This is a genomic window from Scandinavium tedordense (assembly GCF_024764965.1).
In the GTDB taxonomy this organism is placed as follows: Bacteria; Pseudomonadota; Gammaproteobacteria; order Enterobacterales; family Enterobacteriaceae; genus Scandinavium; species Scandinavium tedordense.
The window spans coordinates 21,797-44,730 of the sequence record NZ_JALIGG010000043.1; the positions used below are offsets into that span (position 1 = coordinate 21,797).

At 53.0% G+C, this 22,934-nt stretch carries 23 protein-coding genes, 1 pseudogene and 1 other annotated feature; of the genes and pseudogenes, 14 read left to right on the forward strand and 10 right to left on the reverse strand.

What is annotated here, in order from left to right; translation table 11 throughout:
* Nucleotides 1-108: 108 nt before the first annotated feature.
* Both recN and nadK read right to left on the reverse strand, forming a co-directional pair.
* Complete coding sequence (gene recN / locus MUU46_RS00765) at nucleotides 109-1,770, reverse strand: DNA repair protein RecN (RefSeq protein ID WP_258964495.1); 1,662 nt, start codon at nucleotides 1,768-1,770, stop codon at nucleotides 109-111.
* Nucleotides 1,771-1,856: 86 nt separating this feature from the next.
* The gene (gene nadK / locus MUU46_RS00770; protein WP_258964496.1) at nucleotides 1,857-2,735 is read right to left on the reverse strand and encodes an NAD(+) kinase; all 879 of its coding nucleotides are present in this window, start codon (nucleotides 2,733-2,735) and stop codon (nucleotides 1,857-1,859) included.
* A gap of 122 nt (nucleotides 2,736-2,857) precedes the next feature.
* Here nadK and grpE point away from each other — a divergent pair, with 122 nt between their 5' ends.
* A complete protein-coding gene (gene grpE, locus MUU46_RS00775; protein WP_159757930.1) occupies nucleotides 2,858-3,451 on the forward strand; it encodes a nucleotide exchange factor GrpE in 594 nt (197 codons plus the stop codon).
* A gap of 42 nt (nucleotides 3,452-3,493) precedes the next feature.
* Here the strand turns inward: grpE and MUU46_RS00780 are convergent, their stop codons facing one another.
* Nucleotides 3,494-4,780, reverse strand: a complete 1,287-nt coding sequence (locus tag MUU46_RS00780; protein WP_159757927.1) for an HlyC/CorC family transporter — start codon at nucleotides 4,778-4,780, stop codon at nucleotides 3,494-3,496.
* A gap of 19 nt (nucleotides 4,781-4,799) precedes the next feature.
* Entirely contained in the window at nucleotides 4,800-5,591 is a 792-nt protein-coding gene (locus MUU46_RS00785; RefSeq protein ID WP_159757924.1) for a cytochrome C assembly family protein, read from the reverse strand.
* A gap of 165 nt (nucleotides 5,592-5,756) precedes the next feature.
* Here MUU46_RS00785 and ffh point away from each other — a divergent pair, with 165 nt between their 5' ends.
* The 7 genes from ffh (at nucleotide 5,757) to MUU46_RS00820 (ending at nucleotide 11,328) form a co-directional block, all read left to right on the forward strand.
* Entirely contained in the window at nucleotides 5,757-7,118 is a 1,362-nt protein-coding gene (ffh, locus tag MUU46_RS00790) for a signal recognition particle protein (RefSeq protein WP_125352746.1), read from the forward strand.
* Nucleotides 7,119-7,361: 243 nt separating this feature from the next.
* Nucleotides 7,362-7,610, forward strand: a complete 249-nt coding sequence (rpsP, locus tag MUU46_RS00795; protein WP_159757921.1) for a 30S ribosomal protein S16 — start codon at nucleotides 7,362-7,364, stop codon at nucleotides 7,608-7,610.
* 18 nt (nucleotides 7,611-7,628) lie between these two features.
* Nucleotides 7,629-8,177 carry a ribosome maturation factor RimM gene (rimM, locus tag MUU46_RS00800; protein WP_159758595.1) on the forward strand — a complete coding sequence of 183 codons (549 nt, stop codon included), beginning with the start codon at nucleotides 7,629-7,631 and terminating at the stop codon, nucleotides 8,175-8,177.
* A 45-nt stretch (nucleotides 8,178-8,222) separates the two neighbouring features.
* Entirely contained in the window at nucleotides 8,223-8,990 is a 768-nt protein-coding gene (trmD, locus tag MUU46_RS00805) for a tRNA (guanosine(37)-N1)-methyltransferase TrmD (RefSeq protein ID WP_110512057.1), read from the forward strand.
* Between the two features lie 40 nt (nucleotides 8,991-9,030).
* Entirely contained in the window at nucleotides 9,031-9,378 is a 348-nt protein-coding gene (gene rplS, locus MUU46_RS00810; protein WP_041146788.1) for a 50S ribosomal protein L19, read from the forward strand.
* Between the two features lie 128 nt (nucleotides 9,379-9,506).
* On the forward strand, nucleotides 9,507-9,911 hold the full coding sequence (locus MUU46_RS00815) for a DUF2946 domain-containing protein (protein ID WP_258964497.1): 405 nt from the start codon (nucleotides 9,507-9,509) through the stop codon (nucleotides 9,909-9,911).
* A gap of 58 nt (nucleotides 9,912-9,969) precedes the next feature.
* Complete coding sequence (locus MUU46_RS00820) at nucleotides 9,970-11,328, forward strand: PepSY-associated TM helix domain-containing protein (RefSeq protein WP_258964498.1); 1,359 nt, start codon at nucleotides 9,970-9,972, stop codon at nucleotides 11,326-11,328.
* A gap of 9 nt (nucleotides 11,329-11,337) precedes the next feature.
* Here MUU46_RS00820 and MUU46_RS00825 read toward each other — a convergent pair.
* A pseudogene (locus tag MUU46_RS00825) lies at nucleotides 11,338-11,478 on the reverse strand (OmpA family protein); the annotation flags it as partial.
* Nucleotides 11,479-11,519: 41 nt separating this feature from the next.
* Complete coding sequence (locus MUU46_RS00830) at nucleotides 11,520-11,894, reverse strand: DUF2799 domain-containing protein (protein ID WP_258964499.1); 375 nt, start codon at nucleotides 11,892-11,894, stop codon at nucleotides 11,520-11,522.
* A 220-nt stretch (nucleotides 11,895-12,114) separates the two neighbouring features.
* On the opposite strand from MUU46_RS00830, the gene aroF reads away from it, so the two are divergent.
* The 3 genes from aroF (at nucleotide 12,115) to MUU46_RS00845 (ending at nucleotide 15,377) form a co-directional block, all read left to right on the forward strand.
* Nucleotides 12,115-13,185 carry a 3-deoxy-7-phosphoheptulonate synthase AroF gene (gene aroF, locus MUU46_RS00835; protein ID WP_159757805.1) on the forward strand — a complete coding sequence of 357 codons (1,071 nt, stop codon included), beginning with the start codon at nucleotides 12,115-12,117 and terminating at the stop codon, nucleotides 13,183-13,185.
* Between the two features lie 9 nt (nucleotides 13,186-13,194).
* Entirely contained in the window at nucleotides 13,195-14,316 is a 1,122-nt protein-coding gene (gene tyrA / locus MUU46_RS00840; protein WP_159757802.1) for a bifunctional chorismate mutase/prephenate dehydrogenase, read from the forward strand.
* Nucleotides 14,317-14,504: 188 nt separating this feature from the next.
* Entirely contained in the window at nucleotides 14,505-15,377 is an 873-nt protein-coding gene (locus MUU46_RS00845) for an SMP-30/gluconolactonase/LRE family protein (protein WP_258964500.1), read from the forward strand.
* Here the strand turns inward: MUU46_RS00845 and pheA are convergent.
* The 4 genes from pheA to bamD all read right to left on the reverse strand — a co-directional run bounded on the left by pheA (nucleotide 15,374) and on the right by bamD (nucleotide 18,150).
* Complete coding sequence (gene pheA / locus MUU46_RS00850; protein ID WP_258964501.1) at nucleotides 15,374-16,534, reverse strand: bifunctional chorismate mutase/prephenate dehydratase; 1,161 nt, start codon at nucleotides 16,532-16,534, stop codon at nucleotides 15,374-15,376. The two genes, MUU46_RS00845 and pheA, sit on opposite strands and share 4 nt — an antisense overlap.
* A gap of 22 nt (nucleotides 16,535-16,556) precedes the next feature.
* Nucleotides 16,557-16,682 (reverse strand) — a sequence feature (Phe leader region).
* Nucleotides 16,634-16,681, reverse strand: coding sequence for a pheA operon leader peptide PheL (gene pheL, locus MUU46_RS00855; RefSeq protein ID WP_110512077.1), 48 nt, complete (start codon nucleotides 16,679-16,681; stop codon nucleotides 16,634-16,636). (Overlaps the previous feature by 48 nt.)
* 121 nt (nucleotides 16,683-16,803) lie before the next feature.
* A complete protein-coding gene (gene raiA / locus MUU46_RS00860; protein ID WP_159757793.1) occupies nucleotides 16,804-17,136 on the reverse strand; it encodes a ribosome-associated translation inhibitor RaiA in 333 nt (110 codons plus the stop codon).
* Between the two features lie 270 nt (nucleotides 17,137-17,406).
* Nucleotides 17,407-18,150: an outer membrane protein assembly factor BamD gene (gene bamD / locus MUU46_RS00865; RefSeq protein WP_159757790.1), complete on the reverse strand. Its 744-nt coding sequence runs from the start codon at nucleotides 18,148-18,150 to the stop codon at nucleotides 17,407-17,409.
* 131 nt (nucleotides 18,151-18,281) lie between these two features.
* On the opposite strand from bamD, the gene rluD reads away from it, so the two are divergent.
* From rluD to clpB, 3 genes are all read left to right on the forward strand, one after another.
* On the forward strand, nucleotides 18,282-19,262 hold the full coding sequence (rluD, locus tag MUU46_RS00870; protein WP_159757787.1) for a 23S rRNA pseudouridine(1911/1915/1917) synthase RluD: 981 nt from the start codon (nucleotides 18,282-18,284) through the stop codon (nucleotides 19,260-19,262).
* Complete coding sequence (gene yfiH, locus MUU46_RS00875; RefSeq protein WP_258964502.1) at nucleotides 19,259-19,990, forward strand: purine nucleoside phosphorylase YfiH; 732 nt, start codon at nucleotides 19,259-19,261, stop codon at nucleotides 19,988-19,990. The genes rluD and yfiH overlap by 4 nt, the downstream gene beginning before the upstream one ends.
* Nucleotides 19,991-20,118: 128 nt before the next feature.
* Nucleotides 20,119-22,692 (forward strand): ATP-dependent chaperone ClpB, encoded by a 2,574-nt coding sequence (gene clpB / locus MUU46_RS00880; RefSeq protein WP_258964503.1) that lies wholly within the window; start codon nucleotides 20,119-20,121, stop codon nucleotides 22,690-22,692.
* Nucleotides 22,693-22,934 lie beyond the last annotated feature (242 nt).

Here is a 22,934-nt window from a genome sequence, read left to right on the forward strand (position 1 = left end):
AGTTCACGGCTCAATTGTCATATGCCGATGATAATAGACCTTGCCTTACATTGAAACTGGTCTTACGGCGTTTTGTTGTTGTCTATGACCCTGAGTTACCGAAAAAGTTTATGCCGCCAGCAACTCTTTGGCGTTCGCCAGCGTGTTGCGAGTCACCTCGCTGCCACCGAGTAGACGGGCCAGTTCCTGCAAACGCGCGCGTTTATCGAGCGGCTGCATATGCGTTTCGGTCATTGCACCGTCGGTTTCTTTGCTGACGTAGAAATGGTGGTGACCACAGCCCGCCACCTGTGGCAGGTGCGTGACGCACATTACCTGAGTCGATTCCCCCAGCTGGCGCAGCAGTTTGCCGACGACCGCAGCGGTTGGGCCGCTGATACCCACATCAACTTCATCGAAAATCAGCGCCGGGGTTTCCATTTTACGGGCGGTGATCACCTGGATGGAGAGTGCGATACGAGAAAGCTCACCGCCGGACGCGACTTTCGCAATCGGCTGCAACGGTTGACCCGGGTTGGTTGTGACGCGAAACTCAATGCGGTCGGCACCTTCGGCGGTCAGGTGATTTGCTTCGAAACTGACATCAATCGCGAACAGCCCGTGCGGCATTGAAAGAGAGTGCATGCTGTCGGTTATCAGCCCGGCTAATTCAATCGCGCTGGCCTGTCGTAATGCATGAAGCTGTTCGGCGGTTTCCAGCGCCTGCTGGTGGTGCTTGCTCACTGCGAGGCTTAGGGTTTCCGCAGAATCGGCCTGGTCGTCCAGCTGCTGCTGTTCATCGAGCAGAGACTGATAAAACGCCGGGAGCTCTTCCGGGGTCACATTGTGCTTACGTGCCAGCGCAATCTGGCGTGAAATGCGCTGCTCAAGTTCAAACAGGCGGTTCGGATCGAGATCGAGACGGTCACAGTAATGACGCAGTTCATCGCTGGCTTCGCTGAGTTGAATGGACGCTTCTTCCAGCATTTCGAGCACGCCGGAAACTTTGCTGTCCATGGTGACCAGTTCGGTCACCAGCTGGCGCGTGCTGTACAGCAGGCTTAACAGGTTCGCGTCTTCGCCATCGGCCAGAATCGACATGGCATGTTGGCTGGTGCTGATCAGCTGCCCGCTGTTGGCGAGGCGTTTGTATTCTTCATCAATTTGCTCAAACTCACCCGCCAGCGGCTGGAACTCGTTCAGCTCTTTCAATTGATACTGAAGTAATTCCGCACGCGCGATGCGTTCGTGGCTAAGCTGCTGATGCTGCGCGAGGTCACGACAGCTCTGATGCCATTGACGGTATTGTTCCGCCATACGCAGGGTGAGCACTGACTCCCCGGCGTAGCCGTCGAGCAGGGATTTTTGATGTTCGGATTTCACCAGAAGCTGGTGCGCGTGCTGACCGTGAATTTGAATAAGCAGCTGGCCGAGTTCGCGGAGCTGAGAAAGAGGGACTGCGGTGCCGTTAATAAAGCCGCGGGAACGGCCGTCGCTGCTGATTACCCGACGAAGTAGACACTCACGTCCGTCTTCCAGCTGGTTTTGCTCCAGCCAGCGTTGAGCCGCAGGCGTATCTTTCAGGACGAAGCGGGCGCAGAGATCGGCACGGGTCGCACCCGTGCGGACGATATCGCCCTCGGCGCGGCCACCCAGGCACAACCCAAGGGCATCAATCGCAATAGATTTACCGGCACCGGTTTCGCCGGTGATGGCCGTCATTCCGCTGTGAAAATCGATTTCAAGCTCACGTACGATTGCAAAATTGCTGATGGTCAGTTGTGCCAGCATCGTTGTCTTCCTGTATGAAAAACCATAACTGTGTTTTAATACAGTATAGACTGGTTTTTTATACAGTAAAGAGCCGAAAAGAAAAATCAGAACAATTTTTTTGACCAGCCGAGTTTTGAGCTCAATGTGTTGAAATAGTTGTAATCTTTGGGGTGAATCAGGTTGAGATGGTAATCGCAGCGGCGGATCAGCACGTCTTCGCCTTCCTGAATCGGCAGCGCAATCTGGCTATCACAGCTGATTTCCAGGTCGCTGCGAGGATGGGCAAAGCGCAGGCGAATGGTACTGCTACTATTGATAACCAGCGGGCGGGCGGACAGCGTGTGTGGGAACATCGGCACCAGCGTGATAGCGTCGAGGGAAGGGGTCAGAATTGGGCCGCCTGCTGAAAGTGAGTAGGCGGTTGAACCGGTCGGTGTCGAGATGATCAGGCCGTCTGAGCGCTGGGAAAAGGCAAAAACTTCATCAATATACACTTCGAATTCAATCATATGTGCCACTTTACCGGGATGCAGCACCACTTCGTTAATGGCTGTGCTGATGCGTTTCTGGCACTCTTTCTGGCACACTTGTGCCTCAAGCAGAAAGCGTTTCTCGGTGATATAGTGGCCTTCTAGCACGTCAGCCAGTTGCTGATGCGCGTTATCGGGGTCGAGATCGGTCAGGAAGCCCAGGTTGCCACGGTTAATGCCGATAACTTTAATGTCGTAGCGAGCCAGCGTCCGCGCGGCGCCAAGCATATTGCCATCACCGCCGACCACTACCGCCAGGTCGGCCTGTTGGCCAATTTCAGCCAGGGTGCCAGTGGCAACGTTCTTTAATTGCAGCTCGCGGGCAATCTGTTGTTCAACAATAACATTGTAGCCTTTGGTACACAGCCAGCGGTACAACATTTCATGTGTGGTTAGCGCGGTAGGATGGCGGGGATGACCGACAATACCGATACACTTGAAATGATTGTTCATTTTCTGGAGGTCCTTGTGGCGAATGAATGATGACAATGTGCCTGCTTCCCTTGAAACCCGCAGCACGATCCCCATAATAAGCGAAGTCAGCGAGATGAATACGAAAAAACGCGGAGAAATTCATGAGTAGTAAAGAACAGAAAACGCCTGAGGGGCAAGCCCCGGAAGAAATTATCAAGGACCAGCACGATGAGGTAGAGGCCGTGGAGCCTGAGACTTCAGCTGAGCAGGTGGATCCGCGCGATGAGAAAATTGCGAATCTGGAAGCACAGCTTAACGAAGCTCAGACCCGCGAACGCGATGGTGTTCTGCGTGTGAAAGCCGAGATGGAAAACCTGCGTCGTCGTACCGAACTGGACGTCGAGAAGGCGCATAAATTTGCGCTGGAGAAGTTCGTAAACGATCTTCTGCCGGTTATCGACAGTCTGGATCGTGCGCTGGAAGTGGCTGATAAAGCCAATCCGGACATGGCTCCGATGATTGAAGGGATTGAACTGACCCTGAAATCCATGCTCGACGTTGTACGCAAGTACGGCGTGGAAGTCGTGGGTGATACCAACGTACCGATGGACCCGAACGTGCATCAGGCTATTGCGATGGTTGAGTCAGAAGAAGTGGCGGCAGGCAACGTGCTGATGGTGATGCAGAAGGGGTATACCCTGAACGGTCGTACCATTCGCGCGGCAATGGTCTCGGTCGCTAAAGCGAAGGCGTAAGCCTGGCTAAAATTCTCTCCCCGTCCGGGGAGAGAAAACCTCTTATTCCGCCACACTTTCCCGCAGTGATTTCACCGGCACTACTTTCACCTGCTTAATCATGTTGTCCTGTACGTCGAGAATATCGATGTCGTAATGGTTGATGCGCACCCGCGTACCAATCGCCGGGATCTCTTCCAGTGCTTCCAGAATCACGCCATTGATGGTGCGGGCCTCATCTTCCGGAAAATGCCAGTTGAAGGCTTTGTTCAGCTCACGCACGTTGGCGGTGCCGTCGATAATCACCGAACCGTCATTTTGCGGAGTGACTTCTTCTGCCAGCGATGGCGACATAGACGTCGTGAAATCGCCGACGATCTCTTCCAGGATATCTTCCACTGTCACCAGGCCCTGAATATCGCCGTATTCATCGACCACCAGGCCCGCTTTTTTCTTGTTCCGCTGAAACTTCACCAACTGGGTGCTGAGCGGCGTACCTTCCGGCACGTAGTAAATTTCATCGGAGGCGCGCAGTAGCACTTCTTTGGTGAACTCTTGTTTCTCCGTCATCAGGCGATAGGCTTCGCGTACGCGCAGCATGCTGATAGCGTCATCCAGCGACTCGCGGTAAAGCACAATGCGCCCGTGTGGAGAGTGCGTGAGCTGGCGGACGATAGATTTCCAGTCGTCGTTGATATCGATCCCCACGATTTCATTGCGCGGCACCATGATGTCGTTGACGCTGATCTTTTCCAGATCCAGCACCGACAGCAGCATGTCCTGATTACGACGGGAAATTTGCGAGTGCGATTCGTTCACGATAGTGCGCAGTTCGTCTTTGCTGACTGCGCCACTGATGATGGTATCGGTTTTGATGCCCATCATGCGCATCAGAATGCGGGTGATGGTGTTCAGCAGCCACACCAGCGGCATCATCAGAATTTGCAGCGGGGCCAGCAGGACGCTGCTTGGGTAGGCAACTTTTTCGGGATACAAGGCGGCGATGGTTTTTGGCAGCACTTCGGCAAAAATTAGCACCACGAAGGTCAAAATACCGGTGGCAATCGCCACGCCCGCATCCCCGTACAGGCGCATACCGACGATTGTGCCTAACGCAGAGGCGAGAATATTGACGAGGTTGTTGCCGATCAGCACCAGGCTAATCAGGCGGTCAGGCTTACGCAGCAGCTTTTCGACACGTCTTGCGGCCTTGTTGCCCTGTTTTGCCATATGACGTAATCGATAGCGATTAAGGGTCATCATCCCGGTTTCTGAACCGGAGAAATAGGCAGAGATAATAACCATGACGGCAAGCGTAATGATAAGCGTCGTGGTTGAGATATGTTCCAAACCGGGTTTCCTTTAAGTCTTAGCTCACAAACTGTTGCAGCACACGGCTGCCAAAATAGGCCAGCGTCAGAAGTCCTGCGCCAGCCACGTTAAACCAGACCACGCGACGTCCGCGCCAGCCTTCATGATAGTGACCCCATAACAACACGATATAGACAAACCACGCGATAATAGACAGCACTGCTTTGTCGATATTTTCAACGCTGAACAGGTTGTGCAGATAAAACAAACCAGTGCACAGGGTCAGAGTGAGCAGCACAACACCCACCTGAGTGATGTGAAACATTTTACGTTCGATACTCATTAGCGGTGGCATTTCGCTGCTAAAAGCGAGTTTTTTATTCTTGAGCTGATAGTCGATCCACGCCAGCTGGAAGGCATACAGCGCGGCGATAATCAGCGTTGCGTAGGCAAACAGCGAGAGGCCAATGTGCACCATCATTCCCGGCGTTGTTTCCAGATGCGTAATAAACTCATTAGGCATGAAGGTGGCGAAGGCAAGGTTAATCAAGGCAAACGCATACACAATCGGCAGCAACAACCAGCCCCGGTTGCGCGAAGCTACGATGGTCATCACCGTACAAATCATCAGGCTGACCAGCGAACCGACGTTCAACAGGCTCAGGTTTTGTCCGTTATCGCCGCCGGGCAAAATTCGCGCTTCGAGCGCAAATGCGTGACAGATGAGGGCAATGACCGCCGAAAGAATTGCCATGCGCCGCCAGCCGCTGTTTTTTTGCAGCAGGCCAGGAATGATCAGCGCAAGGCTGATGGAGTAGGCAACAAGCGCGAGCAGGGAAAAAACAGGCATAGAGATGTCGACATTGGCGTGTGGTGAAAGAGAAGCAGTATAACGTTACGGGGCTCAGGCTCCAACCGTTGCATCACAACTCGTGCTGTGTCGTGTTATACTGCGGCAAAATTCTGTGAATGTGTCGCTGTGGCGACCGTACGTTTCCACCTCAGGCGAGAGACAATGTTTGATAATTTAACCGATCGTTTGTCGAGTACGCTGCGTAACATCAGCGGTCGCGGACGCCTTACTGAAGACAACATCAAAGACACGCTGCGCGAAGTGCGCATGGCGCTGCTGGAAGCTGACGTCGCGCTGCCTGTCGTTCGTGATTTCATTAACCGCGTAAAAGAAAGCGCGGTTGGGCATGAAGTTAACAAGAGCCTGACGCCAGGCCAGGAATTCGTCAAAATCGTTCGTAAAGAATTGGTTGCGGCGATGGGCGAAGAAAACCAGGTTCTGAATCTGGCCGCTCAGCCACCGGCTGTCGTACTGATGGCGGGCCTGCAGGGGGCCGGTAAAACTACCAGCGTCGGTAAGCTCGGTAAGTTCCTGCGCGAGAAGCATAAGAAGAAAGTGCTGGTCGTGTCGGCGGACGTTTATCGCCCTGCGGCGATTAAACAGCTGGAAACCCTGGCCGAGCAGGTCGGGGTCGATTTCTTCCCGTCAGATGTGGCTCAAAAGCCTGTCGATATCGTTAATGCGGCGCTGAAAGAAGCGAAGCTGAAATTCTACGACGTGCTACTGGTGGATACCGCCGGTCGTTTGCATGTCGACGAAGCGATGATGGACGAAATTAAGCAGGTTCATGCTGCGATTAACCCGGTAGAAACGCTGTTTGTGGTCGATGCAATGACCGGTCAGGATGCCGCGAATACGGCGAAGGCGTTTAACGAAGCGCTGCCGCTGACCGGTGTTATTCTGACCAAAGTCGATGGTGACGCCCGCGGTGGTGCGGCGCTCTCGATTCGTCACATTACCGGTAAGCCGGTTAAATTCCTCGGCGTCGGCGAGAAAACTGAAGCGCTGGAGCCGTTCCATCCAGATCGTATCGCGTCTCGTATTCTCGGCATGGGTGACGTGCTTTCGCTTATCGAAGATATCGAAAGCAAAGTTGACCGCGCGCAGGCTGAAAAGCTGGCGAATAAACTCAAGAAAGGCGACGGCTTTGACCTCACCGATTTCCTTGAGCAGCTGCGCCAGATGAAAAACATGGGTGGCATGGCAAGCCTGATGGGCAAACTGCCGGGCATGGGCCAGATTCCTGACAACGTGAAAGCGCAGATGGATGACAAAGTGCTGGTGCGTATGGAGGCAATTATCAACTCGATGACCTTCAAAGAACGCGCCCACCCGGAAATCATCAAAGGTTCCCGTAAACGCCGTATCGCAGCGGGCTGCGGTATGCAGGTACAGGACGTTAACCGCCTTCTGAAACAGTTCGACGACATGCAGCGCATGATGAAGAAAATGAAGAAAGGCGGTATGGCGAAGATGATGCGCGGGATGAAAGGGATGATGCCCCCTGGATTCCCGGGCCGCTAGGGCCGGCTTGTTTGCCATTTTAGTCCCGGGGTGTGCTCAAAATGCTCACGTACTTCGTGTACGCTTCGCTTTTGCGGGCACGCCGTAACTAAACTGGCCGCACCGCCGACGGCCTTCGGCAGCAGAGTTTATAACTGTTGATTGCAATTTCCCCAGAAATCAGTAAAATTTTCGGGCTTTTAATATGACACTGGGCCCCGTTCCTCGATGGGGCCCTGTGTTTTATTCACACAAGAGGATGTTATGGTAACTATTCGTTTAGCACGTCACGGCGCAAAAAAGCGTCCGTTCTACCAGGTTGTCGTTGCTGACAGCCGTAATGCACGCAACGGCCGCTTCATTGAGCGCGTTGGTTTCTTTAACCCAATCGCTTCCGCTTCAGAAGAAGGCACTCGCCTGGATCTGGATCGTATCGCTCACTGGGTTGGCCAGGGCGCAACTGTTTCTGATCGCGTAGCTACGCTGATCAAAGCAGCAAACAAAGCAGCTTAATCTGTCACGGTGGTCATGATGAGCAAGCAACTCGCCGCGAAAGTCCCTGCTGAACCTATCGTGGTCGGCAAATTGGGCTCTTCCTACGGTATTCGTGGTTGGCTCAGAGTGTTTTCTTCCACCGAAGACACCGAAAGCATTTTTGACTATCAGCCCTGGTATATCCAGAAGGCGGGTCAGTGGCAAATCGTCGAGCTGGAAAGCTGGCGTCACCACAATCAGGATCTGGTTATCAAGCTGAAAGGCGTTGAAGACCGGGATGCAGCGAATCTCATGACGAATTGTGAAATTTTCGTGGATTCCTCGCAGTTGCCTCAGCTCGGAGAGGGTGACTTCTACTGGAAAGACCTTATGGGCTGCCAGGTAGTGACCACTGAAGGCTATGACCTCGGTAAAGTCATCGACATGATGGAAACCGGGTCCAATGACGTTCTCGTCATTAAGGCAAACCTGAAAGATGCGTTTGGTATCAAGGAGCGGTTGGTTCCGTTCCTCGATGGGCAGGTTATCAAGAAAGTCGATCTCACTACTCAAACCATTGAAGTAGATTGGGATCCTGGTTTTTAAAACCTCCGGATTACCGGTAAAAGACGGCACTATGGGGATTGGCTTGTGTTTATTGGTGTAGTTAGCCTGTTTCCAGAGATGTTTCGCGCGATTACCGACTACGGGGTAACTGGCCGGGCAGTAAAAAATGGCCTGCTGAGCATCCAGAGCTGGAGTCCTCGTGATTTCGCTCATGACCGGCACCGTACCGTGGACGAACGTCCTTACGGCGGCGGACCGGGGATGCTAATGATGGTGCAACCTTTGCGGGATGCTATTCATGCAGCAAAAGCCGCGGCAGGTGAAGGCGCGAAGGTGATTTATCTTTCACCTCAGGGACGCAAGCTTGATCAAGCAGGCGTCAGCGAACTGGCAGCGAGTCAGAAATTGATTCTGGTATGCGGTCGCTATGAAGGGGTAGATGAGCGCGTAATCCAAACCGAGATTGACGAAGAATGGTCTATCGGCGATTACGTTCTCAGCGGTGGTGAGTTACCAGCAATGACGCTGATTGACTCGGTCTCCCGGTTTATTCCGGGTGTTCTGGGCCATGAAGCATCAGCAACGGAAGATTCCTTTGCTGACGGTTTGTTGGACTGTCCACACTATACTCGACCTGAAGTGTTGGAAGGGATGGAGGTCCCGGCAGTTTTACTGTCAGGCAACCATGCCGAGATACGTCGCTGGCGTCTGAAGCAGTCGCTGGGCCGGACCTGGCTTAGAAGACCTGAACTTCTGGAAAACCTGGCTCTGACTGAAGAGCAAGCAAGGTTGCTGGCAGAGTTCCAACGGGAACATGCACAACAGCAGCATAAACATGATGGTGAGGCGTAAGCCCCCAAATATCAGTTTACCCAGGATAAGAGATTAAATTATGAGCAACATTATTAAGCAAATTGAACAAGAGCAGATGAAGCAGGACGTACCTTCTTTCCGTCCGGGTGATTCCGTGGAAGTGAAAGTATGGGTTGTTGAAGGTTCCAAAAAACGTCTGCAGGCATTCGAGGGCGTGGTTATCGCTATCCGTAACCGCGGTCTGCACTCTGCATTCACTGTTCGCAAAATTTCCAACGGCGAAGGCGTTGAGCGTGTCTTCCAGACTCACTCTCCAGTTGTTGACAGCATTGCTGTTAAACGTCGTGGTGCCGTTCGTAAAGCTAAACTGTACTACCTGCGTGAGCGTACTGGTAAGTCTGCTCGTATCAAAGAGCGTCTTAACTAAGATTCGTTTAAGCGACATCCAAGTTAAAAAGGGCTGGCCGCAAGGCTGGCCCTTTTTTATGGTCATTCCTCTCGAATGTTAACCTTCCCGCTGCAAATCATTTACAATGTCCCCGCGTCGGAGGACAGATGGTAGATAACACATTTCATCGCAGTAACGGTAAATGCGTCGCGGCCTGGTTCGCGCTGTTTGCTATTGCGTTGATTATTGTGGCGCCGCTAATTTCCGTTTCACTGCAAAAAGACCCGATGAGTGCGATGCCCGGGATGCATCACGAGATGTCGATGCTGAGCGAGTATCATGATGGACACCATTCGGGCACGATGCCGGTCGATCACGCTGAGGCCTGCGGCTACTGTGTGTTGTTGGCGCACGTGCCGGGGCTTATCCTGGCCCTGGTGCTGCTGGTCTGTGCATTATTGTTACGCCTACGTTTACGACTGCCGCGACTCCGTGCGCAGGTCTGGCATTTTTCCCCGTGGCTTTACCCTCCTACCCGCGCGCCGCCGAGTCTGTCTGCTTTTACCTGCTAACAACATAAGAATGGGCGCCAAACGCCACACTCTTTATTTGCTTTTTAAAAGGAAAAGTATGACAACCTGCACCCCGCGCGCCGCATGGGTCAACCTGCTGCGTCGCCTTCATTTCTCTATCGGTTTGTTTGTTGGACCGTTCATCTTCGTGGCGGCACTGACCGGCACGCTGTACGTTGCGACACCGCAGCTCGAAAACGTGCTGTATCGCGACGCCCTGACCGCAGAAAAAGGTGGAGCGCCGCACTCTCTGGCCGAACAAATCGCCGTGGCAGAAAAAGCGATGGGCCAGGACCTGGTGCTGTATGCCGTGCGTCCGTCGCTGACGCCCGGTGAAACCACTCGCGTGATGTTTAGCGATCCATCTTTGGGGGAATCTGAAAGCCGGGCGATGTTTATCGACCCCGTAACGCTGGCGGTGAAAGGTGATATGACGGTTTACGGCACCAGCGGCATTTTGCCCCTGCGTCAGTGGATTGATTACGCTCATCGCTCGCTGCTGCTGGGTGACGTCGGACGGCTTTACAGCGAGTTGGCAGCATCGTGGATGTGGCTGGCGTCCTGCGGCGGAATTGCGCTGTGGTTTTTTACCCGTCCGAAAAGACGCATCCGTAACCGCGTGCAGAGTAATCGTCGGGTGCATGTCATGTTGGGCTGGATCCTGCTTGGTGGTATGTTGCTGTTCTCAGCGACAGGCTTAACCTGGTCACAGTGGGCGGGTGGTAACGTCGATAAGCTGCGCTCGGCGTTTAACTGGCTAACGCCGCAGGTGAATACCCACTTGAATGGCCAAATGATGATGCCAGACTCGCACGCTGAGCATCATGGCGGAATGACGATGGCAATGATGGCCCCAGACGCTGTGCTGTTTGATGACGTACTCCATCTGGCACAGCAATCGGGTATTGATGCTAGCAAAGTCGAAATCCGTCCGGCGAAAAGCGAAGACAAGGCGTGGACGGTGACCGAGATCGATCGTGGCTGGCCGACTCAGGTCGATGCTGTGGCGATCGACGCTGCAAAAATGCAGGTCGTCGATCGCATACGTTTTGCTGATTTTCCGCTGATGGCAAAGCTAACGCGCTGGGGCGTGGATTTCCACATGGGACTGCTGTTTGGTGTGCTGAATCAGATCCTGCTGATCGCCTTTGGCGTGGCGCTGTGTGTGATGATCGTAGTGGGTTATCGGTTGTGGTGGTCTCGCCGTCCAACGCCTGCGAAATACAATCCGCTGAGCACACTTACCCAAAGCTGGTTTGATTTGCCACGAGTAGGGCAGTTGATGGTATCTGCGCTGGCCGTGTTGTTGGGCGTGGCGATGCCTGTATTAGGCGTGAGTTTACTGCTGTTTGTTGCTGTGGATGTATTGCGCTGGCGCATGGCCAGCACAGGTACGATGGTTCAGTCAGCAGACTAACAGTCAGGGCGCGCTGATGACGATCGTTACGCGGTGCGTCATCAGCGCTTCGCTGTAATCCTCTTCGCCATAATTATCCGCGTGACCATCCATGCGGGGAGGTGTTAAGCCAGTGGCGACCAGGTGCGCGGCCATAGTCTGGATCTGTGTCCGTTACCGGAATAAAGCGCTGTGCCAGCTACACACAAACATCAATTTAACCTGTTGGATTGCGCTCCTTCATTCATTCCTTTTTGCCAGGCTTCCCGTAGCGCCGCGGCGTTATCCAGGCTATCGCATCCTTCAGGGTAAATCTTGCCGGAAACACCCCAGCCAAAAAGCAGATGTGGCGTGCAGATATCTTTCAGACCCAGAGCATAACCCTTCAGGTACGCTTTACGATCGACTTTGGGATCGTTCTGATCGCTCGCCAGCTGACTATCACTTCGGGCGGTCACGCCGCTTCGGCCATCATCAATACCTTCGCCGTACCAATCGGTGCTGGTCCATTGAGGGGAATGGGTGTAGGGATCAATCTGGCATCCGTTCAATAATAAAAGCAAAAGCGCACACAAGACTGGCTTCATAGGCTCCTCCATATCAGTGCTTTCAGCATAGCGGAGTCACTGCATATCGCGAGTGGAATAATTTATTTACAGTAAAAGGCAGAATAAATGCGCCAAATATGCCTAGTGTAAAGTAAAATTTACGGATTGTGGATTGAAATCTTTACCGTGTGTGGTATCGTAAGCTCAACCTCGCTGAGGAAACCCTTTTATCGCAAACGAGCTATACAGGATCGCCATCATGCAAAAAGACGCGCTGAACAACGTACATATCGCCGACGAACACGTTCTGATCACTCCTGAAGTCCTGAAAGCGGAATTCCCGCTGACCGTTGAACAGGAAGGCCAGATAGCCCAGTCCCGTCAGACCATTTCCGATATCATTGCCGGGCGCGATCCGCGTCTGCTGGTGGTTTGTGGGCCATGCTCTATCCACGATCCGGAAGCTGCGATTGAATATGCTCGTCGATTTAAAACCCTTGCCGCAGAGGTCAGCGATAGCCTCTACCTGGTGATGCGTGTCTACTTTGAAAAACCTCGTACCACCGTCGGCTGGAAAGGGTTGATCAACGATCCGCACATGGATGGCTCGTTTGATGTTGAAGGCGGTTTGAAAATTGCGCGGCGTCTGCTGGTGGAACTGGTTAGCATGGGCCTGCCGCTGGCAACTGAAGCGCTCGACCCGAATAGCCCGCAGTACCTTGGCGATCTGTTCAGCTGGTCCGCTATCGGTGCGCGTACTACAGAATCACAGACTCACCGCGAAATGGCATCCGGTCTGTCAATGCCGGTTGGCTTTAAAAACGGCACCGACGGCAGCCTCGCGACGGCAATCAACGCCATGCGTGCGGCGGCGATGCCACACCGCTTTGTCGGTATCAACCAGGCTGGACAGGTTTGCCTGCTGCAAACTCAGGGCAACCCGGATGGGCATGTGATCCTGCGTGGCGGTAAAGCACCAAACTACAGCCCGGCAGACGTCGCTCAGTGTGAAAAAGAGATGGAACAGGCGGGACTGAAGCCTGCGCTGATGGTAGATTGCAGTCATGGTAACTCCAACAAAGACTACCGCCGTCAGCCTGCCGTGGCAGAATCCGTGGTTGCACAGATTAAAGATGGTAACCGTTCCATTATTGGTCTGATGATTGAAAGTAACATTCATGAAGGTAATCAGTCTTCCGAGCAGCCGCGTTGCGATATGAAATACGGCGTGTCGGTGACCGATGCCTGCATCAGCTGGGAAGCGACGGATGCGCTGCTGCGCGAGCTTGATAAAGATTTACGTGGCCAGCTGGCGGCTCGTCTGGCGTAAGAGGAATTTATGGTTGCTGAACTGACCGCGCTACGCGATCAAATAGATGAAGTAGATAAGGCGCTGCTGGAATTACTGGCGCGCCGTCTGGAGTTGGTGGCTGAAGTCGGCGAAGTCAAAAGTAAGTACGGCTTGCCGATTTACGTTCCTGAGCGCGAGGCGTCGATGCTGGCATCGCGCCGTCAGGAGGCCGCTACGTTAGGGGTTCCGCCCGATCTTATCGAAGATGTTCTGCGTCGGGTGATGCGCGAATCCTATTCCAGCGAAAATGACAAAGGCTTTAAAACGCTTTGTCCGCAACTGCGTCCGGTGGTTATCGTCGGCGGTGGCGGTCAGATGGGGCGTTTGTTTGAGAAAATGCTGACCTTGTCAGGTTATCAGGTGCGGATCCTCGAAAAGAACGACTGGGCGCGCGCGCAAGAGATGCTCTCCGATGCGGGAATGGTTATCGTCAGTGTACCGATTCACTCCACGGCGGAGATAATCGAGAAGCTGCCAGCCTTACCTGCGGACTGTATTCTGGTCGATCTGGCGTCGGTGAAAGCCGTTCCGCTGCAGGCAATGCTGGCGGCACACAATGGTCCGGTACTGGGATTACACCCGATGTTCGGCCCGGACAGCGGTAGCCTGGCGAAACAGGTTGTGGTGTACTGCGATGGTCGTCAGCCGGAAGCGTACCAATGGTTCCTGGAACAGATTCAGGTCTGGGGCGCACGTTTGCACCGCATCAGCGCGGTGGAACACGACCAGAATATGGCGTTCATCCAGGCACTGCGCCACTTCGCGACCTTTGCATACGGGCTGCATCTGGCGGAAGAGAATGTCCAGCTGGAACAGTTGCTGGCGCTGTCGTCACCGATTTACCGCCTGGAACTGGCGATGGTCGGGCGTCTGTTTGCTCAGGATCCTCAGTTATATGCGGACATCATCATGTCTTCGCAGAGCAATATTGCGTTGATCAAACGTTACTACAAACGATTTGGCGAGGCGATTGAACTGCTGGATCAAGGTAACAAACAAGCCTTTATCGACAGCTTCCGTAAGGTTGAACACTGGTTCGGCGATTACGCTCAGCGCTTCCAGAGCGAAAGCCGGACGCTGTTACGGCAGGCGAACGACAGTCGGCAATAAAAAACGGTTTAAACCCATCATACTTCATGCTGTATGTGCGTTGGCTGCATCTGCTCACCCCAGTTACTTACCTGAGTAAGCTCTTGGAGATTCGCAGGCTTGCCGCCTTCCTGCAACTCGATTAATTTTGGGTTTATACTCAAAAGCCAGAGGGGAAACCCGCTGGCTTTTTTTATAGGGAAACGAACATGGCTCAACCTGATGTACTGTTTGATTACACCGGCCATTTGCCGGAATGCCCAACCTGGAGCGAGGCCGAGCAGGCACTCTATTGGGCCGACATCCTGGAGTATGAAATTCATCGTTACGATATCAAGAGTGGCGAACATCAGGTATTGCAGTTTCCAGAAGAGGTGGGGTGTTTTTCACTTCGGGAAAAGGGCGGGTTTATCGTCGCCCTGCGAAGCGCTATCTGGTTAAGCGACAGCCGTGGGCTACTGGTGCATAAAATTTGCGATAACCCGAGCAATCCACAGTTGGCTCGTTTTAACGACGGCGGAACCGATCGTGATGGCCGTTTTTACGCAGGCACGTTCTGGGGACCGGGTGATTACAACGGCGCTCTGCTGGTGCGGATAGACAATAAACTCAAACCGAAAGTTATTCAGTGTGATATTCACGGTGCCAACGGGCTGGCTTTTAGCGCGGATAAAAAATGGATGTACACCTCGGATACCCCGAATAGCATTATCTATCGTACGCCTTTGGATGAGCAAGGAGAGCCTGGCAAGCGTGAGCCTTTCCATCATTTCAGTGCGGGCGAGGGCATTCCGGATGGCGCCGCGATAGATGAAGAAGGGGGCTACTGGAGTGCGCTGTTCGATGGCTGGCGGGTGGCGCGTTTTTCACCCGATGGACAGAAACTGGAAGAGTATCGCTTGCCGGTTCGTTGCCCAACGATGGTGTGCTTTGGTGGCCCGGAGATGAAAACGTTGTTTATCACCACCACCCGAGAAAACATGAGCGCCGAAGAGGTTCGTCAATATCCGCTCTCTGGCGCAATCTTCACCCTGCCGGTTGCCGTCGCAGGGATGAAGAAATTGCCGTTTATCGAAGGTTAAGCAGGGTCAACCGGCACTACCGTTTCGCTCGGATAACAGCCCAGCACTTTCATGGAGCGGGTGATTTCACCCAGCTCCTTCAACGCGCGTTGCATTGCATTGGCTTCCAGGTTGGCCTGCACATCCAGATAAAACATCTCTTCCCACGGATTGCCATAAATCGGACGCGACTCCAGCTTGGTCATGATCACATTATGATTACGTAATACCAGCAGCGCTTCGACGAGTGCACCGGCCTGTTGCCCGGTGGCTATCAGCAGCGTTGTTTTGGCTGGCACTTGATCGGAGACGTTGATGGCTTTACGGGCCAGGACCACGAAGCGGGTAATGTTCTGTGTCTGGTTTGCCAGGTTGCGTTCCAGCACCTGTAATCCATAAAGACCGCCACCCGCCTCGCTGCCGAGCGCGGCCACGTGTGGAGAATTGGCTTCGACCACTTTTTCCATCGCTGCTGACGTGCTTTCGGTGTACTCAATTTTCCAGTGAGGATAGCGATTCAGGAACTGGCTGCACTGCTGGAAAGGCTGTGGATGGCTGTATACGGTTTCGATTTGGTCGAGACTGGTCGAGCCGGAAACCAGCACGCAATGATCGATAGGGATAGTCATCTCGCCCACAATCGACAGGCTGGTGTGTTGCAGCAGATCGTAGACGTCGTTGATCGCACCTGAGCTAGTGTTTTCAATCGGTACCACAGCGTAGTCAGCTTGTCCGGTTTCGACCTGATTGAAGATGTCGGAGAATTTCGCGCAGCCGCTTTCGATAAATTCCTCAAAATGACGGGCAGCGTACTGACGTGCAGCGAGGTGGGAATACGATCCTTTCGGTCCGAGGAATGCGATGCGCGCTGAGTGTGGGTTAATTTTGTTCAAATGTTGTTGAAGCAGCGCCTGCTGAGTCAGGACTGAATCCTCGATAATCAGCTGGAACAGACGTGTGATGTAGTGCGCATCGAGATGATGGGTCTGGCCCAGAGTAATCAGGCGTTCGAGCAGATCGCGCTCTCGGTCGATGTCGCGTACCGGGCGATGAGATAACAGTTTCGCTTTACCTACTTCAACAGCCAGCCCACGACGCTCGGCCAGCAGCGAGAGCAACTTTTCATCCAGTGCGCTTATCTTATCGCGCAGAGCCAGTAACGGGTTTTCCGCAGTCATAATGTCGCCTTTCTTGTTATCAATAAAAAAGGCCCCCCATTGTGGGAGGCCTTATTGTTCGTCTTCGCATTCTTTATCACACGACGAAACGCCTCCCAATCAGGGGAAGGTAAAAAAGAATGCGAAGAAGAACGGGACAATTTTCATCAGGGTTTCCTTAGAAGCACTCAGTTAAAGTAACCGTACTGTTTTCATGCTGTCAACCGCTAAAACAACCGGGCACAAAAAACGCGCCCGGAGGCGCGTTGGATTAACACAGTTGATAAGGATTACTCTTGTTCAACGAAGTTGACGTCTTTCACCGATGCGTTGGCGCGACGTGCTTCCCCTTTGTGTTGCACTTTATTGAGCTGCCTTTCCAGCTTGTTGATCAATTCATTAATGGCAGTGTACATATCTTCATGACGTGCGCTGGCAACCAAGTGGCCATTCGGCGTGTTCATGGTTGCATCGGCAACAAAGCCCTGCGGTTCCTTAGACAGAACAATATGGGGGTTAATTAGATGAGTTTGCCATTTTTCAAGTTTGGTGAGACGGTCTGCGACGTGCTGGCGGATGGCCGGAGTAATATCCATTTGTTTACTGGTAATGTTCATTGTCATAAATTTTACCTCTTGTCTTTCCCGTCTTGGTGATTCCAGCATACCGTTCTCAATGTCAAAATGTGTGATGTGTATCACGTTATTTTGTCACTTTTTGTCAGTCAGCGTAATTTGTGAGACAGGACAGGAACAGGGGATTTAATACTTGAGGAATGAGGAAAAGAGGGCCATAGTTGATGGGATGACTGCGAGCTAAACCGGTTCAGCGTTCTCGCGAATTGCATAAAAAAAAGGCAGCCTTCTGGGCTGCCTTTTTCGTTATCAGGGCAATCAGCTGCTGGTCTTGTCGCCATTGGCGGCAATGATTTTAGCCACTTTGTCGGCCTGCGCGTTCATCTGCATTTCGCGGTAGGCTTTTTCCATCTTCGGCAGCGCATCGCGAGTAGCCTGCGTGTCCGGGAAATCGCGGAGCATGCCTTGAACGCGGTTCACAACGGCGACCCATGCACCACGATCGGTATAGTAATCAACAACCGACAGTTCATACTTCGCCAGACGGTCTTTCAGGAATACCATGCGCTTGTAGCCGTCGGACACGTACTGGCTCTGCGGATAACCCCGGACCAGCTTGGAGAAGTCATTGAATGCGTCACGGGCGTGCTGCGGATCGCGGTCAGAGCGGTCAACGCCAAAGAAGCCCTGCAGGGCGCTGTCATCCAGAGCCATGTTGGTCAGGCCACGCATATAGATGACGTAGTCGATATTCGGGTGAGTCGGGTTAAGACGCATGAAGCGGTCGATGGCAGCCTGAGCCAACGGCAGATCGGCGTTTTTGTAGTACGCATAAATCAGGTCGAGCTGAACCTGCTGAGAATACGGGCCGAATGGATAGCGGTTATCCAACGCTTCCAGTTGCGTTATCGCCTGTTTCCAGTTACCGTCCTGCAACTTTTGTTGAGCAGTCGCGTAGATTTCATTTGGCGGGCTATCAGGCACCTCTTCCTTTGAACCGGAACAACCCGCCAAAGCCAGGCTGAGTGTGGCAAGGGCCACCAGGTATTTCATGCGCGTCATGACGTTTTGACTTTCCTCAGAATGTTTATGCGGGAGATTATCATTCCTGCTCCCGATTAAGACCAGCTACAATAGCACACTATATTATACGGCGAAGCCGTAAAACCCAACGTTAAACGAAGAAGCTGTTTATGGCACAACAAGTACAACTCACCGCAACGGTATCCGAAAAACAACTCGGTCAACGCTTAGATCAGGCTTTGGCCGAAATGTTCCCGGATTATTCACGTTCACGTATAAAAGAATGGATTCTTGACCAACGAGTGCTGGTTAACGGCGTCATTTGTAGCACGCCGAAGGAGAAAGTGTTGGGGGGGGAACATGTCGCCATCAACGCTGAAATCGAAGAAGAAGCGCGGTTCGAGCCACAGGATATCCCGCTGACCATTGTCTATGAAGATGACGACATTCTTGTTATCAACAAGCCGCGCGGTCTGGTCGTGCATCCGGGCGCGGGTAACCCAGATGGGACTATCCTTAATGCGCTGCTGTACTACTATCCGCCGATTGTCGACGTTCCACGTGCGGGTATTGTCCATCGTCTGGATAAGGACACCACCGGTCTGATGGTCGTTGCGAAAACCGTTCCGGCGCAAACGCGTCTGGTAGAATCGCTGCAGCTGCGTGAAATTACCCGTGAATATGAGGCCGTCGCAATTGGCCACATGACGTCGGGCGGAACGGTGGAAGAACCGATTAGCCGCCATCCGACCAAGCGTACCCACATGTCCGTTCACCCAATGGGTAAACCGGCGGTGACGCATTACCGCATCATGGAGCATTTCCGTATTCACACGCGTCTGCGTCTGCGTCTGGAAACGGGGCGTACGCACCAGATTCGTGTGCACATGTCGCACATCACCCATCCGCTGGTGGGTGATCAGCTTTATGGCGGCCGTCCGCGTCCACCTAAAGGGGCATCAGAAGCCTTCATCACCGAACTGCGTAAATTCGATCGTCAAGCGCTGCACGCAACCATGCTTCGTCTCTACCACCCGATTACTGGCATCGAGATGGAATGGCATGCGCCAATTCCACAGGATATGGTTGATCTCATTGCCGCTATGCGCGCTGATTTTGAAGAACACAAGGACGACGTCGCCTGGTTATGACCAAGATTATTGTTCCACAGTGGCCGATGCCTGCGGGCGTCGGAGCATGTAGCTCAACGCGAGTGGGTGGCGTGAGTGCGTCACCCCGGGATTCTCTTAATCTCGGTGCCCACTGTGGCGATAATCCGGAGCACGTTGAAGAGAACCGTCGTCGCTTCTACGAAGCGGCCGCGTTTCCTTCGCGTCCGGTCTGGCTTGAGCAGGTCCACGGTAATGCAGTACTAACGCTGACCGGCGGCGAGTACGGTTCCAAACGGGCCGACGCGTCATACAGCAATAAGGCGGGTCTGGTCTGTGCGGTGATGACTGCCGACTGTCTTCCGGTGCTGTTTTGTAATCAGGCGGGTACTGAAGTGGCTGCCGCCCATGCGGGATGGCGTGGATTATGTGATGGCGTGCTTGAACAAACCGTCGCACAATTTCAGGATAAGCCGGAAAACATTCTCGCCTGGCTTGGCCCTGCAATTGGTCCGCAGGCATTTGAAGTGGGTCCGGAAGTCCGTGAAGCATTCATGGATAAAGATGCGAAAGCTGATAGCGCTTTCCGCCCTGCTGGCGAGAAATATTTCGCCGATATCTATCAGTTAGCCCGTCAGCGTCTGGCAAATCTCGGCGTGACTCAGGTGTTCGGCGGTGAACGCTGTACGCTAAGCGAAAAGGATGATTTTTTCTCTTATCGACGCGATCGGACCACCGGTCGTATGGCAAGTTTCATTTGGCTGATATAACCTAAAGAATCAAGACGATCCAGAAGGCTGATATATTTTTCACATAGTCCAGGTCTTTAACCTTGAATAATTGAGGGATGACCTCATTTAATCTCCAGTAGCAAAATTGACCTGTTATGGGAGGAATTATGCGTCTGGATCGTCTTACCAATAAATTCCAGCTTGCACTCGCCGATGCCCAATCTCTTGCATTAGGGCACGACAACCAATTCATCGAACCTCTTCATCTTATGAGCGCACTTCTGAGTCAGGAAGGCGGTTCGGTACGTCCTTTATTAACTTCAGCTGGCATTAATGCCGGGCAGTTACGCACGGCCATCGATCAGGCATTGAGCCGTTTACCGCAGGTGGAAGGCACCGGTGGTGACGTTCAGCCGTCTCAGGATCTGGTCCGGGTGCTGAATCTTTGCGATAAGCTGGCGCAAAAACGAAATGACAACTTTATCTCGTCAGAGCTGTTTGTTCTGGCGGCGCTTGAATCACGTGGCACGCTTGCCGACCTGTTAAAAACCGCCGGAGCAACAACCGCCAATGTGACGCAGGCGATTGCACAAATGCGTGGAGGTGAAAACGTGAATGACCAAGGGGCTGAAGATCAGCGTCAGGCATTAAAGAAATATACCCTTGATCTCACCGAGCGAGCCGAACAGGGCAAACTTGATCCGGTCATCGGCCGTGACGAAGAGATCCGCCGTACTATTCAGGTATTGCAGCGTCGTACCAAAAACAACCCGGTTCTGATCGGTGAGCCTGGCGTGGGTAAAACCGCGATCGTCGAAGGGCTGGCTCAGCGTATTGTTAACGGCGAAGTACCGGAAGGGCTGAAAGGCCGCCGGGTACTGGCGCTGGATATGGGCGCGCTGGTGGCCGGGGCGAAATACCGTGGTGAGTTCGAAGAGCGTCTGAAAGGCGTACTGAACGATCTCTCAAAACAGGAAGGCAACGTCATCCTGTTTATTGATGAGCTGCATACCATGGTTGGTGCCGGTAAAGCTGACGGCGCAATGGATGCCGGGAACATGCTGAAACCCGCATTGGCGCGTGGTGAACTGCACTGCGTCGGGGCCACTACGCTTGATGAATATCGTCAATATATAGAGAAGGACGCTGCGCTTGAGCGTCGATTCCAGAAAGTGTTCGTGGCTGAACCGACAGTAGAAGACACTATCGCGATTTTACGCGGCCTGAAAGAGCGTTATGAATTGCACCACCACGTGCAAATCACAGACCCGGCGATTGTGGCAGCGGCGACATTGTCGCACCGCTATATTGCCGACCGACAGTTGCCGGATAAAGCCATCGACCTTATCGATGAAGCTGCTTCCAGCATCCGTATGGAGATTGACTCCAAACCGGAAGAGCTTGACCGACTTGAACGCCGCATCATCCAGCTCAAGCTGGAACAGCAGGCCTTGAAGAAAGAGTCTGACGAAGCCAGCCTGAAACGTCTGGATATGCTCAATGAAGAACTAGACGATAAAGAACGTCAGTATTCAGAACTGGAAGAAGAGTGGAAAGCGGAAAAAGCGTCTCTGTCCGGAACGCAGACCATTAAGTCTGAACTTGAACAGGCGAAGATTGCGATTGAACAGGCTCGCCGTGTGGGTGATTTAGCGCGGATGTCTGAATTGCAGTACGGCAAAATTCCGGAGCTGGAAAAACAACTGACGATTGCCGAGCAGTCTGAAGGCAAAACCATGCGTCTGCTGCGTAACCGCGTTACCGACGTAGAGATTGCCGATGTGCTGGCGCGCTGGACTGGAATCCCGGTGGCGAGAATGCTGGAAGGTGAGCGCGACAAGCTGCTGCGCATGGAGCAGGAGTTGCATAGCCGGGTAATTGGCCAGAACGAAGCGGTAGAAGCCGTTTCCAATGCTATTCGCCGTAGTCGGGCTGGTTTATCCGATCCGAATCGTCCGATTGGTTCGTTCCTGTTCCTCGGGCCAACGGGTGTCGGTAAAACCGAGCTTTGCAAAGCGCTGGCTAACTTCATGTTCGATAGCGACGATGCGATGGTTCGTATCGATATGTCCGAGTTTATGGAGAAACACTCCGTCTCGCGCCTGGTCGGTGCGCCTCCAGGATATGTTGGCTATGAAGAAGGTGGCTATCTGACCGAAGCGGTCCGCCGTCGCCCTTATTCAGTCATTCTGCTGGATGAAGTAGAGAAAGCGCATCCTGATGTGTTCAACATTCTCCTTCAGGTGCTGGACGATGGACGACTGACGGACGGGCAGGGGAGAACGGTCGATTTCCGCAATACCGTGGTGATCATGACTTCGAACCTGGGTTCGGACTTGATTCAGGAACGTTTCGGCGAGCTGGATTATGGTCACATGAAAGATCTGGTGCTGGATGTGGTTAGCCACAGCTTCCGTCCAGAGTTCATCAACCGTATTGATGAAGTGGTGGTCTTCCATCCTCTGGGTGAAAAACACATCGCCTCGATTGCGAAGATCCAGCTGCAGCGTCTTTACCAGCGTCTCGAAGAGCGTGGATACGATGTACATATAGAAGATGATGCGCTGGCGCTGCTGAGTGCCAACGGCTATGACCCGGTTTACGGTGCACGGCCGTTGAAACGGGCTATTCAGCAGCAGATTGAAAACCCATTGGCGCAGCAAATCCTTTCTGGGGAGCTGATTCCTGGGAAAACTATCCAGCTGAAAGTCAAAGACGACCGAATTGTGGCTGTGCAGTAAGTCACATAAAAACAAAAACGGGCCCTCAGGGGCTCGTTTTTGTTTAAAAACCAGGCGAATATTACCATCTGGCACATGGTTTGTATGAATATTGAGCGGTTGAATAATTTTTTCGAATTTATACTTGCCGTCTCGTCAGAACTCCCTATAATGCGCCTCCACTGACACGGAACAACGGCACGCTAGCCGCCGGGTCAGAAGGGTTTCTCAGGAAATCCTGACAGAGAAAAGCGAAAATAAAC

What these genes read in the sequence shown, in the direction of transcription:
- MUU46_RS00845 (WP_258964500.1), top strand. Translation starts at nt 14,505, where the DNA reads ATGGCTCAACCTGATGTACTGTTTGATTACACCGGCCATTTGCCGGAA.
- rpsP (WP_159757921.1), top strand. Translation starts at nt 7,362, where the DNA reads ATGGTAACTATTCGTTTAGCACGTCACGGCGCAAAAAAGCGTCCGTTC.
- bamD (WP_159757790.1), bottom strand. Translation starts at nt 18,150, where the DNA reads ATGACGCGCATGAAATACCTGGTGGCCCTTGCCACACTCAGCCTGGCT.
- aroF (WP_159757805.1), top strand. Translation starts at nt 12,115, where the DNA reads ATGCAAAAAGACGCGCTGAACAACGTACATATCGCCGACGAACACGTT.
- clpB (WP_258964503.1), top strand. Translation starts at nt 20,119, where the DNA reads ATGCGTCTGGATCGTCTTACCAATAAATTCCAGCTTGCACTCGCCGAT.
- recN (WP_258964495.1), bottom strand. Translation starts at nt 1,770, where the DNA reads ATGCTGGCACAACTGACCATCAGCAATTTTGCAATCGTACGTGAGCTT.
- MUU46_RS00830 (WP_258964499.1), bottom strand. Translation starts at nt 11,894, where the DNA reads ATGAAGCCAGTCTTGTGTGCGCTTTTGCTTTTATTATTGAACGGATGC.
- rluD (WP_159757787.1), top strand. Translation starts at nt 18,282, where the DNA reads ATGGCACAACAAGTACAACTCACCGCAACGGTATCCGAAAAACAACTC.
- MUU46_RS00785 (WP_159757924.1), bottom strand. Translation starts at nt 5,591, where the DNA reads ATGCCTGTTTTTTCCCTGCTCGCGCTTGTTGCCTACTCCATCAGCCTT.
- tyrA (WP_159757802.1), top strand. Translation starts at nt 13,195, where the DNA reads ATGGTTGCTGAACTGACCGCGCTACGCGATCAAATAGATGAAGTAGAT.
- yfiH (WP_258964502.1), top strand. Translation starts at nt 19,259, where the DNA reads ATGACCAAGATTATTGTTCCACAGTGGCCGATGCCTGCGGGCGTCGGA.
- nadK (WP_258964496.1), bottom strand. Translation starts at nt 2,735, where the DNA reads ATGAACAATCATTTCAAGTGTATCGGTATTGTCGGTCATCCCCGCCAT.
- rimM (WP_159758595.1), top strand. Translation starts at nt 7,629, where the DNA reads ATGAGCAAGCAACTCGCCGCGAAAGTCCCTGCTGAACCTATCGTGGTC.
- rplS (WP_041146788.1), top strand. Translation starts at nt 9,031, where the DNA reads ATGAGCAACATTATTAAGCAAATTGAACAAGAGCAGATGAAGCAGGAC.
- MUU46_RS00815 (WP_258964497.1), top strand. Translation starts at nt 9,507, where the DNA reads ATGGTAGATAACACATTTCATCGCAGTAACGGTAAATGCGTCGCGGCC.
- grpE (WP_159757930.1), top strand. Translation starts at nt 2,858, where the DNA reads ATGAGTAGTAAAGAACAGAAAACGCCTGAGGGGCAAGCCCCGGAAGAA.
- ffh (WP_125352746.1), top strand. Translation starts at nt 5,757, where the DNA reads ATGTTTGATAATTTAACCGATCGTTTGTCGAGTACGCTGCGTAACATC.
- raiA (WP_159757793.1), bottom strand. Translation starts at nt 17,136, where the DNA reads ATGACAATGAACATTACCAGTAAACAAATGGATATTACTCCGGCCATC.
- MUU46_RS00820 (WP_258964498.1), top strand. Translation starts at nt 9,970, where the DNA reads ATGACAACCTGCACCCCGCGCGCCGCATGGGTCAACCTGCTGCGTCGC.
- pheA (WP_258964501.1), bottom strand. Translation starts at nt 16,534, where the DNA reads ATGACTGCGGAAAACCCGTTACTGGCTCTGCGCGATAAGATAAGCGCA.